This window comes from Leclercia sp. LTM14, assembly GCF_023736175.1.
Classification (GTDB): Bacteria; Pseudomonadota; Gammaproteobacteria; order Enterobacterales; family Enterobacteriaceae; genus Enterobacter; species Enterobacter barmai.
In genome coordinates, this window is sequence record NZ_JAIKTT010000002.1 from 753,519 (window position 1) to 766,216 (window position 12,698).

General features: G+C 56.5%; 12 protein-coding genes. 8 read left to right on the forward strand and 4 right to left on the reverse strand.

Annotated elements, in window-relative coordinates:
- Nucleotides 1-3 precede the first annotated feature (3 nt).
- The 4 genes from purB (at nt 4) to K5I40_RS08140 (ending at nt 4,845) form a co-directional block, all read left to right on the forward strand.
- A complete protein-coding gene (purB, locus tag K5I40_RS08125) occupies nt 4-1,374 on the forward strand; it encodes an adenylosuccinate lyase (protein ID WP_138368695.1) in 1,371 nt (456 codons plus the stop codon).
- A 124-nt stretch (nt 1,375-1,498) separates the two neighbouring features.
- On the forward strand, nt 1,499-2,170 hold the full coding sequence (gene phoP / locus K5I40_RS08130) for a two-component system response regulator PhoP (protein ID WP_039028964.1): 672 nt from the start codon (nt 1,499-1,501) through the stop codon (nt 2,168-2,170).
- On the forward strand, nt 2,171-3,634 hold the full coding sequence (gene phoQ, locus K5I40_RS08135; protein WP_139564778.1) for a two-component system sensor histidine kinase PhoQ: 1,464 nt from the start codon (nt 2,171-2,173) through the stop codon (nt 3,632-3,634). It abuts the gene before it with no gap.
- An 89-nt stretch (nt 3,635-3,723) separates the two neighbouring features.
- A complete protein-coding gene (locus tag K5I40_RS08140; RefSeq protein ID WP_039028962.1) occupies nt 3,724-4,845 on the forward strand; it encodes a cupin domain-containing protein in 1,122 nt (373 codons plus the stop codon).
- Between the two features lie 83 nt (nt 4,846-4,928).
- On the opposite strand, the gene K5I40_RS08145 is transcribed toward K5I40_RS08140, so the two are convergent.
- Nucleotides 4,929-5,420, reverse strand: coding sequence for an REP-associated tyrosine transposase (locus tag K5I40_RS08145; protein WP_039028961.1), 492 nt, complete (start codon nt 5,418-5,420; stop codon nt 4,929-4,931).
- A gap of 88 nt (nt 5,421-5,508) precedes the next feature.
- Nucleotides 5,509-6,735: a peptidase T gene (pepT, locus tag K5I40_RS08150; RefSeq protein WP_223074284.1), complete on the reverse strand. Its 1,227-nt coding sequence runs from the start codon at nt 6,733-6,735 to the stop codon at nt 5,509-5,511.
- A gap of 248 nt (nt 6,736-6,983) precedes the next feature.
- On the opposite strand from pepT, the gene potA reads away from it, so the two are divergent.
- Genes potA through potD form a run of 4 tightly spaced genes read left to right on the forward strand, consistent with a single transcriptional unit; the run spans nt 6,984 to nt 10,792 of the window.
- Nucleotides 6,984-8,120 carry a spermidine/putrescine ABC transporter ATP-binding protein PotA gene (gene potA / locus K5I40_RS08155; protein ID WP_138368694.1) on the forward strand — a complete coding sequence of 379 codons (1,137 nt, stop codon included), beginning with the start codon at nt 6,984-6,986 and terminating at the stop codon, nt 8,118-8,120.
- Nucleotides 8,104-8,961: a spermidine/putrescine ABC transporter permease PotB gene (potB, locus tag K5I40_RS08160; protein WP_223074285.1), complete on the forward strand. Its 858-nt coding sequence runs from the start codon at nt 8,104-8,106 to the stop codon at nt 8,959-8,961. The genes potA and potB overlap by 17 nt, the downstream gene beginning before the upstream one ends.
- A complete protein-coding gene (gene potC / locus K5I40_RS08165; protein WP_039028957.1) occupies nt 8,958-9,749 on the forward strand; it encodes a spermidine/putrescine ABC transporter permease PotC in 792 nt (263 codons plus the stop codon). The genes potB and potC overlap by 4 nt, the downstream gene beginning before the upstream one ends.
- On the forward strand, nt 9,746-10,792 hold the full coding sequence (potD, locus tag K5I40_RS08170; RefSeq protein WP_223074286.1) for a spermidine/putrescine ABC transporter substrate-binding protein PotD: 1,047 nt from the start codon (nt 9,746-9,748) through the stop codon (nt 10,790-10,792). Before potC ends, potD begins: the two co-directional genes overlap by 4 nt.
- Nucleotides 10,793-10,897: 105 nt before the next feature.
- Here the strand turns inward: potD and cobB are convergent, their stop codons facing one another.
- Complete coding sequence (gene cobB / locus K5I40_RS08175) at nt 10,898-11,719, reverse strand: Sir2 family NAD+-dependent deacetylase (protein ID WP_039028955.1); 822 nt, start codon at nt 11,717-11,719, stop codon at nt 10,898-10,900.
- Between the two features lie 15 nt (nt 11,720-11,734).
- Nucleotides 11,735-12,646 (reverse strand): N-acetylglucosamine kinase, encoded by a 912-nt coding sequence (gene nagK, locus K5I40_RS08180; protein ID WP_223074287.1) that lies wholly within the window; start codon nt 12,644-12,646, stop codon nt 11,735-11,737.
- Between the last annotated feature and the right edge of the window lie 52 nt (nt 12,647-12,698).

Here is a 12,698-nt window from a genome sequence, read left to right on the forward strand (position 1 = left end):
ACTATGGAATTATCCTCACTGACCGCCGTTTCCCCTGTCGATGGACGCTACGGCGATAAAGTCAGCGCGCTGCGCGGGATCTTCAGCGAATATGGTCTGCTGAAATTCCGTGTACAGGTTGAAGTACGCTGGCTGCAAAAGCTGGCCGCGCAGGCAGCAATCAAGGAAGTTCCTGCTTTTGACAGCCAGGCAAACGATTACCTCGATAAAATCGTCGCAGAATTCAATGAAGAAGATGCCGCGCGCATCAAAACCATTGAGCGCACCACCAACCACGACGTAAAAGCCGTTGAATATTTCCTGAAAGAGAAAGTCGCCAGCGTCCCGGCGCTGCACGCGGTGTCTGAATTCATTCACTTCGCCTGCACCTCAGAAGATATCAACAACCTCTCCCACGCGCTGATGCTCTCTACCGCGCGTGAAGAAGTGGTGCTGCCGTACTGGCGCAAAATCATCGACGCGGTCAAAGCGCTGGCGGTCGAGTATCGCGATATCCCGCTGCTTTCCCGTACCCACGGTCAGCCAGCGACCCCATCCACCATCGGTAAAGAGATGGCCAACGTCGCCTACCGTATGGAGCGTCAGTACCGCCAGCTGGAGCAGGTGGAGATCCTCGGTAAAATCAACGGCGCTGTGGGTAACTACAACGCGCACATCGCCGCCTATCCGGAAGTGGACTGGCACCAGTTCAGCGAAGAGTTTGTGACCTCTCTGGGTATCCAGTGGAACCCGTACACCACGCAGATTGAGCCGCACGACTACATCGCCGAACTGTTCGACTGCATCGCGCGTTTCAACACCATCCTGATCGACTTCGACCGCGATGTGTGGGGTTACATCGCCCTGAACCACTTCAAGCAGAAGACCATCGCCGGTGAAATCGGTTCGTCCACCATGCCGCACAAGGTTAACCCAATCGACTTCGAAAACTCCGAAGGCAACCTGGGTCTGGCGAACGCGCTGCTGCAGCACATGGCCAGCAAACTGCCAGTTTCCCGCTGGCAGCGTGACCTGACCGACTCCACCGTACTGCGTAACCTGGGCGTGGGCATTGGCTACGCGCTGATCGCCTATCAATCCACCCTGAAAGGCGTGAGCAAGCTGGAAGTGAACCGCGAGCGTCTGCTGGACGAACTGGATCACAACTGGGAAGTGCTGGCGGAGCCAATCCAGACCGTGATGCGCCGCTATGGCATCGAGAAGCCGTACGAAAAACTGAAAGAGCTGACCCGCGGCAAGCGCGTTGACGCCGAAGGCATGAAGCAGTTTATCGACGGTCTGGCCCTGCCAGAAGAAGAGAAAACCCGTCTGAAAGCAATGACTCCGGCAAATTACATCGGTCGCGCGATTGCGATGGTTGATGAGCTGAAATAACGCTTTTAACCCTCTTTCCGCCCGGAAAGAGGGTTCCTCCCCTTCGGTTTACGAAATGTTTATCCCCGCCGCAACATAATCAGCGTTAAACTACTCTGACCATTCATATTAGGGAGAAGCGATGATGCGCGTTCTGGTTGTTGAGGATAATGCGTTGCTACGCCATCACCTGAAAGTTCAGCTTCAGGAAATGGGACATCAGGTGGATGATGCCGAAGATGCAAAAGAAGCCGATTACTATCTCAATGAACACCTTCCCGATATCGCCATCGTTGACCTGGGTCTGCCTGATGAAGATGGCCTGTCGCTGATCCGCCGCTGGCGTAGCCACGATGTCTCTTTGCCGGTACTGGTCTTAACCGCCCGCGAAGGCTGGCAGGATAAGGTTGAAGTGCTCAGCGCCGGTGCCGACGATTACGTCACTAAACCTTTCCATATCGAAGAGGTCGCCGCACGCATGCAGGCCTTGATGCGCCGCAACAGCGGTCTGGCCTCGCAGGTGATCTCCATCCCGCCGTTTCAGGTCGATCTCTCCCGCCGCGAGCTGGCGATTAATGACGAGGTCATTAAGCTGACGGCCTTTGAGTACACCATTATGGAGACGCTGATCCGCAACAGCGGCAAGGTGGTGAGCAAAGATTCCCTGATGCTCCAGCTCTACCCTGACGCAGAGCTGCGCGAAAGCCACACCATCGACGTGCTGATGGGGCGTCTGCGCAAGAAAATTCAGGCGCAGTACCCGGAGGATGTCATTACCACCGTGCGCGGCCAGGGCTATCTTTTCGAATTACGCTAAATGAAAAATCTCTTTCGTCACTTTCTGCCTCTGTCGCTGCGGTTTCGTTTTCTGCTGGCGACAGCGGTAGTGGTGCTGGTGCTCTCGCTGGCCTACGGGATGGTGGCGCTGGTGGGCTACAGCGTCAGCTTCGACAAAACCACCTTTCGCCTGCTGCGCGGGGAGAGCAATCTTTTCTATACCCTTGCTCGATGGGAAGACAATAAAATCAGCATTGATATGCCGGAGCATCTTGATCGCCAGAGCCCGACCATGTCGCTGATTTACGATGAAAAAGGCAAACTGCTGTGGGCCCAGCGCGACGTCCCCTGGCTGATAAAAAGCATCCGCCCGGAGTGGTTACGCACCAACGGTTTTCATGAGCTGGAAGCGAATGTCGATGCCACCAGCGTGCTGGTGGGTGACAATCACAATATGCAGCAGGAGCTGGCCGAGATCCGCGAGGACGACGACGACAGCGAGCTGACCCACTCGGTAGCGGTAAACATCTACCCCGCCACGATCGCGATGCCCCAGCTGACGATTGTGGTCATCGACACCATTCCGGTAGAGCTAAAACGCTCTTATATGGTGTGGAACTGGTTCGTGTACGTGCTAGCCGCCAACCTGCTGCTGGTGATCCCCCTGCTCTGGCTGGCCGCCTGGTGGAGCCTGCGGCCCATCGAGTCGCTGGCGAAAGAGGTGCGCGAGCTGGAAGAGCATCACCGGGAGAAGCTCAATCCGAATACCACCCGGGAACTCACCAGCCTGGTGCGTAACCTGAACCGTCTGCTGAAAAGCGAGCGCGAACGTTACGATAAGTACCGCACCACCCTCACCGATCTGACCCACAGCCTGAAAACGCCGCTGGCGGTGATGCAGAGCACCATGCGATCCCTGCGCAGCGCCAGACTGAGCGCTGATGAAGCCGAGCCGGTTATGCTGGAGCAGATCAGCCGTATCTCCCAGCAGATCGGCTACTACCTGCACCGCGCCAGTATGCGAACCGGCAGCACCCTGCTGAGCCGGGAGCTGCATCCCGTTGCCCCGCTGCTCGACAGCCTGACCTCGGCCCTGAACAAGGTGTACCAGCGTAAAGGGGTGAACATCACTCTGGATATCTCGCCGGAAATCAGCTTCGTGGGCGAGAAAAACGACTTTATGGAAGTGATGGGCAATCTGCTCGATAACGCCTGTAAATACTGCCTCGAGTTTGTCGAAGTCTCTGCCCGTCAGGGAGAGGATCAGCTGCACATTATTGTTGAGGATGATGGCCCCGGGATCCCGCAGGGTAAACGCGACCAGGTCTTCGATCGCGGCCAGCGCGCCGATACGCTGCGTCCCGGCCAGGGTGTTGGTTTGTCGGTCGCCCGCGACATTGTGGAGCAATACGACGGCAGGATCGAGACCAGCGACAGCCTGCTGGGCGGTGCCCGAATGGAGGCGATTTTTGGCCGCCAGCACCTGACCAGCGACGATAGTTGAGCGCCTGGGTGAAAAAAGCGTGATTCTCACACGCAGGCTGCCGTGCTTCCGTTATAATCCGAGCAAGTAAAAGCCTGCGGAATATAAATATGGATTATCAATTAGCGCTCAACTGGCCCGACTTTATCGAACGTTACTGGCAAAAGCGTCCGGTTGTTCTGAAACGCGGCATCGCCAACTTCGTCGATCCCATCTCTCCTGACGAACTGGCCGGCCTGGCCATGGAGAGCGAAGTCGACAGCCGTCTCGTCAGCCATCAGGATGGGAAATGGCAGGTCAGCCACGGTCCGTTTGAAAGCTATGACCATCTGGGCGAGAGCAACTGGTCGTTACTGGTGCAGGCGGTTAACCACTGGCACCAGCCCGCCGCAGCCCTGATGCTGCCGTTCCGCGCCCTGCCCGACTGGCGAATGGACGATCTGATGATCTCCTTCTCCGTGCCCGGCGGCGGCGTTGGCCCGCATCTGGATCAGTACGATGTGTTCATCATTCAGGGTACCGGCCGCCGCCGCTGGCGCGTGGGTGAGAAGGTGCCGATGAAACAGCACTGTCCGCACCCTGACCTGCTGCAGGTCGATCCCTTTGTCGGCATCATCGACGAAGAGATGGAGCCGGGCGATATCCTCTATATTCCACCGGGCTTCCCGCACGAAGGTTACTCTCTTGAGAACTCGATGAACTATTCAGTGGGCTTCCGCGCGCCAAGCGGTCGCGAGATGATCAGCGGGTTTGCCGATTACGTTCTGCAACGCGAGCTGGGCAGCCATCGTTTCAGCGATCCGGCGGTGCCTTCCCGGGAACATCCGGCCGATATTCTGCCGCAGGAGCTGGATCAGCTGCGCGGGATGATGCTGGATATGATCAACAAGCCTGAGCATTTCAACCAGTGGTTCGGGGAGTTTATCAGCCAGTCCCGCCACGAGCTGGACGTCTCCCTGCCGGAGCCGCCGTATCAGCCGGATGAAATTTATGATGCGCTGCAGCAGGGCGACAAGCTGGCGCGTCTGGGTGGATTACGCGTGTTGCGCATTGGCGAAGATGTTTTCGTCAACGGCGAACAGCTGGATTCCCCGCACCGTCCGGCGCTGGAAGCCCTTGCCAGCCATATGGTGCTGACCGCCGAGCATTTCGGTGATGCACTTGAAGATCCGTCGTTCCTCGCGATGCTGGCGGCGCTGGTCAACAGCGGGTACTGGTTCTTCGAGGACTGATTCGCAACGCCCGGTGGCGCTTCGCTTACCGGGCCTACAATGATCGAGTAGGCCGGGTAAGGCGAAGCCGCCACCCGGCGTTTTTACCGGCGCTCCCCCGCGTTAAAATCGTCCACATCCCCCGCCCAGTCTTCCGGATATAACCCTTCCCGTACATCACGATGAAAGCTTGAATACGGCCAGTCCTTAACGCGTGTAACGTAACCGTGTTTCAATGGATTGATACAGATATAGTCCGTATGCCTGCGCAGATCGTTTTCATCCCGAATGGTATGTTCCCAGAAACGTGGCTGCCAGATGCCTGACATCCCCAGCGTTCGGGTGAAGGTTTTCTTTATGTCCCGCCAGCGGCCTGAGTAATCGCTGTCGTTTTCAGGCAACGTCCAGATACAGTGCATATGTTCTGGCAAAACTACCCAGGCATTAATCAGAAAAGGTTTTGCGCGTTTGACGCACTGCGTGGCGGAACGGAGTTTATCGATGTGACGCGTCAGCAGATCGCTGTGACGGTTTTGCAGATTAACGGTAAAAAACCAGGTCCCGCCCGGCACGTAGTGACGTCGGTAGTTTGACATATGAGGTTCCCTCCTCGTTTGTGCAAATGCCGGGTAGCGGCTGCGCCTTACCCGGCCTACGAATGGGCCCGGTGAACCGGGCAATTCTCTACTGCTGCTTCGCCGTTAACTCGGCAATGCGCACAATCACCTGTACGGCTTTCTCCATTCCCTCGAGCGTCACAAACTCATGCTTGCCGTGGTAGTTATAGCCGCCGGTAAAGAGGTTCGGGCACGGCAGTCCCATAAAGGAAAGCTGGGCGCCATCGGTGCCACCGCGGATCGGTTTGAGCTGGGGTTCGACGTCGCAGTCGCGCATCGCCTGCTGCGCCACCTCGAGGATATAGGGATGCTCGATCACCTTTTCGTGCATATTGTAGTAGCTGTCTTCAATGACCAGCTCAATGTAGCAGTCCGGGTGCAGCCCTTTACCCACCTTTTTGGCAATGTCCATCATCTTGCGTTTACGCGCTTCAAACCCTCCGCGATTGAAATCGCGGATGATGTAGTGCATGTCCGCGCGATCCACCGTCCCTTTAATGCTGGTGAGATGGTAGAAGCCTTCATAGCCGTCGGTTTTTTCCGGGCTTTCCTCCGCCGGGACTTCGGCATGAATACGGGCCGCCAGCGACAGCGCGTTGACCATCACCCCTTTCGCGGTACCCGGGTGAACGTTATTGCCGACGATGCGGATATTCACCGAAGCGGCATTGAAGTTTTCAAACTCCAGTTCGCCCACTCCGCCGCCGTCAACGGTATAGGCCCAGCGGGCATCAAACGCCGCAACGTCAAAATGCTTCGCCCCTTTCCCCACCTCTTCATCGGGGGTGAAGGCGACGCGAATATCGCCGTGCGGGACGTTATTATTTTTCAGTACCGCCAGCGCGGTCATGATCTCGGCCACGCCCGCCTTATCATCGGCACCCAGCAGCGTTTTGCCGTCGGTGGTGATCAGGGTCTGGCCGAGCAGCTGGTGTAACACCGGGAACATTACCGGCGAAAGCACTTCATCACCGATGCCGAGGGCGATATCGCCGCCCCGATAATTCTCAACAATCTGCGGATTGACGTTTTTACCGCTAAAATCCGGTGAGGTATCGACATGGGAAATAAAGCCGATGGCAGGAATATCACCGCTGACATTCGCAGGTAGCGTGCCCATCACCGTCCCCTTTTCGCTTAAGGTCACGTTGATGAGGCCCATCTCCTCCAGCTGTTTTTTTAACAGCTGTAACAGTTTCCACTGGCCTTCGGTGCTCGGCACCTGGCGGACACCCGGCTTAGATTGGGTATCCAGCGATACGTACTGTAAAAAACGCTCAAGTAATTTATCCATGCAGTCACCCTCACTTTTTGTGACAACATTATCAATAAGCATCAAAACCCAAATATTGCGTCAGGTCACTATTATCCCGTAAACGAGAATATTTCCGTTTATCTCGCCGTTTGCTAATAAATGTAGCTTATCAATGGGTAACAAGGATTGGCGATTGCAGAGGTTTCCCGTAGAATGTCCGCCCTCATTACGTTTCACCAAGGTGGTTAACCACAAACCCCGCTGCGATAAGTATTTGCAGCGTCGATATGGGACTGAATCAAAAATTGAATACACAACCAGCTTCACTGTCACCGTTGGTGCAACTGGCCGGAATTCGTAAGAGCTTTGACGGAAAAACCGTCATTTCCGACCTCGATTTAACGATCAACAACGGCGAATTTCTTACACTACTTGGCCCCTCGGGCTGTGGTAAAACGACAGTGCTTCGCCTTATCGCCGGGCTGGAAAACGTCGACCGCGGTCATATCCATCTGGAAAATCAGGACATTACTCAGGTTCCTGCTGAACACCGCCACGTTAATACCGTCTTTCAAAGTTACGCGCTTTTTCCGCACATGACGGTTTTCGAAAACGTCGCCTTTGGTCTGCGGATGCAAAAAACCCCCGCCAGTGAAATCACCCCACGCGTTACCGATGCCCTGCGCATGGTGCAGCTGGAGGAGTTTGCCCAGCGTAAACCGCACCAGCTTTCAGGCGGTCAGCAACAGCGTGTCGCCATCGCCCGCGCCGTGGTCAATAAGCCGCGCCTGCTGCTGCTGGATGAGTCCCTCTCCGCGCTGGACTACAAGCTGCGCAAGCAGATGCAGAACGAATTAAAAGCGCTGCAGCGTAAGCTCGGGATCACCTTTGTCTTTGTCACCCACGATCAGGAAGAGGCCCTGACCATGTCCGATCGCATCGTGGTGATGCGCGACGGCAAGATCGAGCAGGACGGCACCCCGCGTGAGATCTACGAAGAGCCAAAAAACCTGTTTGTTGCCAGCTTTATTGGCGAAATCAACATCTTCAGTGCTACCGTTATTGAACGCCTCGACGACCAGCGGGTACTGGCCAACGTCGAAGGCCGCGCCTGCAATATCTTCGTTAACTTTGCCGTAGAGCCGGGACAGCAGCTGAACGTCCTGCTGCGTCCGGAAGATCTGCGTGTCGATGAGATCCACGACGAAACCGAAGTTGAAGGGTTAATCGGCTATATTCGCGAGCGCAACTATAAAGGGATGACGCTGGAGTCGGTGGTTGAGCTGGAAAACGGCAAGATGGTGATGGTCAGCGAATTCTTTAACGAAGACGATCCTGATTTTGACCACTCGCTCAATCAAAAAATGGTCATTAACTGGGTAGAAAGCTGGGAGGTTGTGCTGGCTGATGAAGAACACAAGTAAATTCCAGAATGTGGTGATCGCCACTATCGTCGGTTGGCTTGTGTTGTTTGTCTTTTTACCCAACCTGATGATCATCGCCACCAGCTTCCTGACCCGTGACGACACGCACTTCGTCTCGCTGGTCTTTACGCTGGATAACTACGCGCGCCTGCTCGATCCGCTCTATTTCCAGGTGCTGCTGCATTCGCTCAACATGGCGCTGATTGCCACCCTGGCGTGCCTGATACTCGGCTATCCCTTCGCCTGGTTTCTGGCGAAGCTGCCGACGAAGGTGCGCCCGCTGCTGCTGTTCCTGCTGATTGTGCCGTTCTGGACCAACTCGCTGATCCGCATTTACGGCCTGAAGATCTTTCTCAGCACCAAAGGCTACCTGAACGAGTTCCTGCTGTGGCTGGGGGTGATTGATACCCCGATCCGCATCATGTTCACCCCCAGCGCGGTGATCGTCGGGCTGGTCTATATCCTGCTGCCGTTTATGGTGATGCCGCTCTACTCCAGCATTGAGAAGCTGGATAAACCCTTACTGGAAGCGGCAAGGGATCTGGGTGCCAGCAAAATGCAGACCTTTATCCGCATCATCGTTCCGCTGACCATGCCGGGGATTATTGCCGGCTGCCTGCTGGTGATGCTGCCGGCGATGGGGCTGTTCTACGTCTCCGACCTGATGGGCGGCGCCAAAAACCTGCTGATCGGCAACGTCATCAAGAGCCAGTTCCTGAACATTCGCGACTGGCCGTTCGGCTCGGCCACCAGCATCACCCTGACCCTGGTGATGGGCCTGATGCTGCTGATCTACTGGCGTGCATCTCGCCTGCTTAATAGTAAAGGTGACCTTGAATGATCGGTCGACTGCTCCGGGGCGGTTTTATGACCGCCATTTATGCGTATCTCTACATTCCGATCATTATTCTGATCGTGAACTCGTTCAACAGCTCGCGCTTTGGCATCAACTGGCAGGGTTTCACCACCCAGTGGTACAGCCTGCTGATGAATAACGACAGCCTGCTGCAGGCGGCGCAACACTCCCTGACGATGGCGATCTTCTCGGCCACTCTCGCCACCCTGATTGGCTCGCTGACCGCAGTAGCGCTCTACCGCTACCGTTTTCGCGGCAAGCCCTTCGTCAGCGGCATGCTGTTCGTGGTGATGATGTCTCCGGACATTGTGATGGCCATTTCGCTGCTGGTGCTGTTTATGCTGCTGGGAGTGCAGCTGGGCTTTTGGTCCCTGCTCTTCTCGCACATCACCTTCTGCCTGCCGTTTGTGGTGGTGACGGTTTACTCCCGTCTGAAAGGCTTTGACGTGCGGATGCTGGAGGCGGCAAAGGATCTGGGTGCCAGCGAGATGACCATTCTGCGCAAAATTATCCTGCCGCTGGCGATGCCCGCCGTGGCGGCGGGATGGCTGCTCAGCTTTACTCTGTCGATGGATGACGTGGTGGTTTCGTCGTTTGTCACCGGGCCGAGCTATGAAATTCTGCCGTTGAAGATCTATTCAATGGTGAAAGTCGGCGTCTCACCGGAGGTGAATGCGCTGGCGACCATTCTGTTGATGTTATCGCTGGTTCTGGTGATCGCCAGCCAGCTTATTGCTCGTGATAAAACAAAATCTCAGGGGACGTTAAAATGAAAAAATGGTCACGCCACCTGCTCGCGGCAGGCGCTCTGGCAATGGGTATGAGCGCTGCGCACGCGGACGACAGTAAAACGCTCTACTTCTACAACTGGACCGAGTATGTGCCGCCAGGCCTGCTGGAGCAGTTCACCAAAGAGACCGGCATCAAGGTGATCTACTCGACCTACGAGTCGAATGAAACCATGTACGCCAAGCTCAAAACCTATAAAGAGGGCGCCTACGATCTGGTGGTCCCGTCGACCTATTTCGTCGACAAGATGCGCAAAGAGGGCATGATCCAGAAGATCGACAAAACGAAGCTGACCAATTTTTCAAACCTCGATCCGGAGATGCTCAACAAGCCGTTTGACCCGAATAACGACTACTCCATTCCGTACATCTGGGGTGCGACGGCTATCGGGATCAACAGCGAGGCGATGGATCCGAAATCGGTAACGAGCTGGGCCGACCTGTGGAAACCGGAGTATAAGGGCGGGCTGCTGCTGACCGACGACGCCCGCGAAGTGTTGCAGATTGCGCTACGAAAGCTCGGTTACTCTGGTAACACCACCGATCCGAAAGAGATTGAAGCAGCCTATCACGAGCTGCAAAAACTGATGCCTAACGTCGCCGCCTTCAACTCCGATAACCCGGCTAACCCGTACATGGAAGGGGAAGTGAACGTGGGGATGGTATGGAACGGTTCAGCGTACGTAGCGCGCCAGGCCGGCACGCCGCTTGAAGTGGTGTGGCCTGCCGAAGGTGGGATCTTCTGGATGGACAGCCTCTCTATTCCGGCCAATGCCAAAAACGTGGACGGCGCGCTGAAGCTGATTAACTTCCTGCTGCGCCCGGATGTGGCAAAACAGGTGGCAGAGACTATTGGTTACCCGACGCCAAACCTCGCCGCCCGCAAGCTGCTGAGCCCGGAGGTGGCTAATGACAAGTCGCTCTACCCGGATGCGCAAACCATCAGCAAAGGCGAGTGGCAGAACGATGTCGGCGACGCGAGCCGCCTGTATGAAGAGTATTATCAGAAGTTAAAGGCGGGACGTTAATTTCGTGCGGTCTGGGCCCCTCACCCTAACCCTCTCCCCATAGGGGAGAGGGAACTTTACACCCTCTCCCCTATGGGGAGAGGGCCGGGGTGAGGGGAAATATGCCTACAATCCCTTCAATAATTTATCCACGAACGCCGGCACCACAACGCTTGCCAGTCCGTAGGTTTTCTCTTCAAATTCGCTGCCCACCTGGCTCGGCTCAAGGTTTAACTCCACCGTGTGCGCCCCATGCAGTTTCGCTTCGTGAACAAATCCTGCTGCCGGATAGACATGCCCGGAGGTGCCGATGGCGATAAACACGTCCGCCATCGCCAGCGCGCTGTAGATCTCGTCCATCCCCAGCGGCATTTCGCCAAACCAGACCACGTGCGGGCGCAGCGTAGACGGGAACTGGCAGCAGTGGCATTTGTCATCGCTGGTCACGTCGCCGGTCCAGTTAAAGACCTGCCCGCTGCCGGAACAACGCACCTTCAGCAGTTCACCGTGCATATGAATCACGTTGCGGTTGCCCGCGCGTTCATGCAGGTTATCGATGTTCTGCGTCACCAGCAGAAAGCGGTCGCCCAGCGCCTCTTCCAGCTTCGCCAGCGCCAGATGCGCCGCGTTAGGGGCGATCTCCGGCGACTGAAGCTGACGGCGGCGGGCGTTGTAGAACGCCTGCACCAGCTCAGGATCGCGGGCAAAACCTTCCGGCGTCGCCACGTCTTCAACCCGATGCTCTTCCCACAACCCGTCGGTCGCGCGAAACGTTCGAATGCCCGACTCGGCGGAGATCCCCGCCCCGGTCAGGACCAACACTCTTGGTTTTTCCATCAGTTCTGGCAGTGCCCCATCCTGGAAGAAGATTCGCTGGCGTAAGCGCTCACGCAAGCGGCGTTTGTTTTTGCGAAAACGGCTGAGTCGAAGTGACCGACGCGACAGCATAAAAACCTCGTATGGCTAACGGGTGAGATGGAGGAACGCGGCGCCGCGCATTCCCCCGGCATCGCCATGTCGCGCGCGCTCAATGCGCGGGACGCGGGCAACCGGCAACAGATGACGCGGCAACCGGCCGGACAACCGCTCGGCGATAGCCGTAAAGTTCGACAATCCTCCGCCGATCACCAGCAGGTCTGGATCGACAATGGTCAGGATGTTACCCAGACAGACCGCCAGCAGATCGAGATAGCGCTCGACGTGTGCAACGGCCTGTTCATCGCCCTGCTCCCACAGCGCAATGATTTCTGGTGCCTCACGTTTTTGATGATAGAAGTGTTCATAAAGCCATGCAAATCCACGGCCGGAGAGGTAATTTTCGATGCAGCCGTGCTGGCCGCAGCCGCAGCGGATCAACGGGAAATCGCGCCCGACCACCTCCAGCGCGTCCACCGGGAGACGAATATGGCCAAACTCGCCGGTGATATAGCTGCGCCCGGTCACCGCTTGGCCGTCGACCACAATCCCTCCGCCAACGCCGGTCCCGAGGATCAGACCCATCACCAGCGGATACTGCTGGAACTCATCGTCCCAGGCTTCGGAGAGGGCAAAACAGTTGGCGTCATTGTCGAGGCGCACGTCGCGCTCAAGAAGACGTGTCAGGTCGGCGCGCAGCGGCTTGCCGCTGGCAGCAGGGACGTTGGCGGCATACAGCGTACCGTCGTCGGTTTCCGGCATCCCGGGAATGCCAATCCCGACAGTGCCCTTCACGCCGAAGCGCTCATCGGCCTGGGCCACCAGCGCGGCAATGGCGGTTAAAAATTCATCATAGCTTTCGCGGGGAGTGGGAACACGGGTTTCCCACTGCAGCTTCAGGTTGGTATCAAATACGCCCAGCGCGATTTTGGTGCCGCCAATATCAAATCCGTAATACATAGTGCATTCCTCTTTCTGATTCAGCGGCCTCGCAACCGCTAAATCATGACGT

What these genes read in the sequence shown, in the direction of transcription:
- purB (WP_138368695.1), top strand. Translation starts at nt 4, where the DNA reads ATGGAATTATCCTCACTGACCGCCGTTTCCCCTGTCGATGGACGCTAC.
- phoP (WP_039028964.1), top strand. Translation starts at nt 1,499, where the DNA reads ATGCGCGTTCTGGTTGTTGAGGATAATGCGTTGCTACGCCATCACCTG.
- phoQ (WP_139564778.1), top strand. Translation starts at nt 2,171, where the DNA reads ATGAAAAATCTCTTTCGTCACTTTCTGCCTCTGTCGCTGCGGTTTCGT.
- K5I40_RS08140 (WP_039028962.1), top strand. Translation starts at nt 3,724, where the DNA reads ATGGATTATCAATTAGCGCTCAACTGGCCCGACTTTATCGAACGTTAC.
- K5I40_RS08145 (WP_039028961.1), bottom strand. Translation starts at nt 5,420, where the DNA reads ATGTCAAACTACCGACGTCACTACGTGCCGGGCGGGACCTGGTTTTTT.
- pepT (WP_223074284.1), bottom strand. Translation starts at nt 6,735, where the DNA reads ATGGATAAATTACTTGAGCGTTTTTTACAGTACGTATCGCTGGATACC.
- potA (WP_138368694.1), top strand. Translation starts at nt 6,984, where the DNA reads ATGGGACTGAATCAAAAATTGAATACACAACCAGCTTCACTGTCACCG.
- potB (WP_223074285.1), top strand. Translation starts at nt 8,104, where the DNA reads ATGAAGAACACAAGTAAATTCCAGAATGTGGTGATCGCCACTATCGTC.
- potC (WP_039028957.1), top strand. Translation starts at nt 8,958, where the DNA reads ATGATCGGTCGACTGCTCCGGGGCGGTTTTATGACCGCCATTTATGCG.
- potD (WP_223074286.1), top strand. Translation starts at nt 9,746, where the DNA reads ATGAAAAAATGGTCACGCCACCTGCTCGCGGCAGGCGCTCTGGCAATG.
- cobB (WP_039028955.1), bottom strand. Translation starts at nt 11,719, where the DNA reads ATGCTGTCGCGTCGGTCACTTCGACTCAGCCGTTTTCGCAAAAACAAA.
- nagK (WP_223074287.1), bottom strand. Translation starts at nt 12,646, where the DNA reads ATGTATTACGGATTTGATATTGGCGGCACCAAAATCGCGCTGGGCGTA.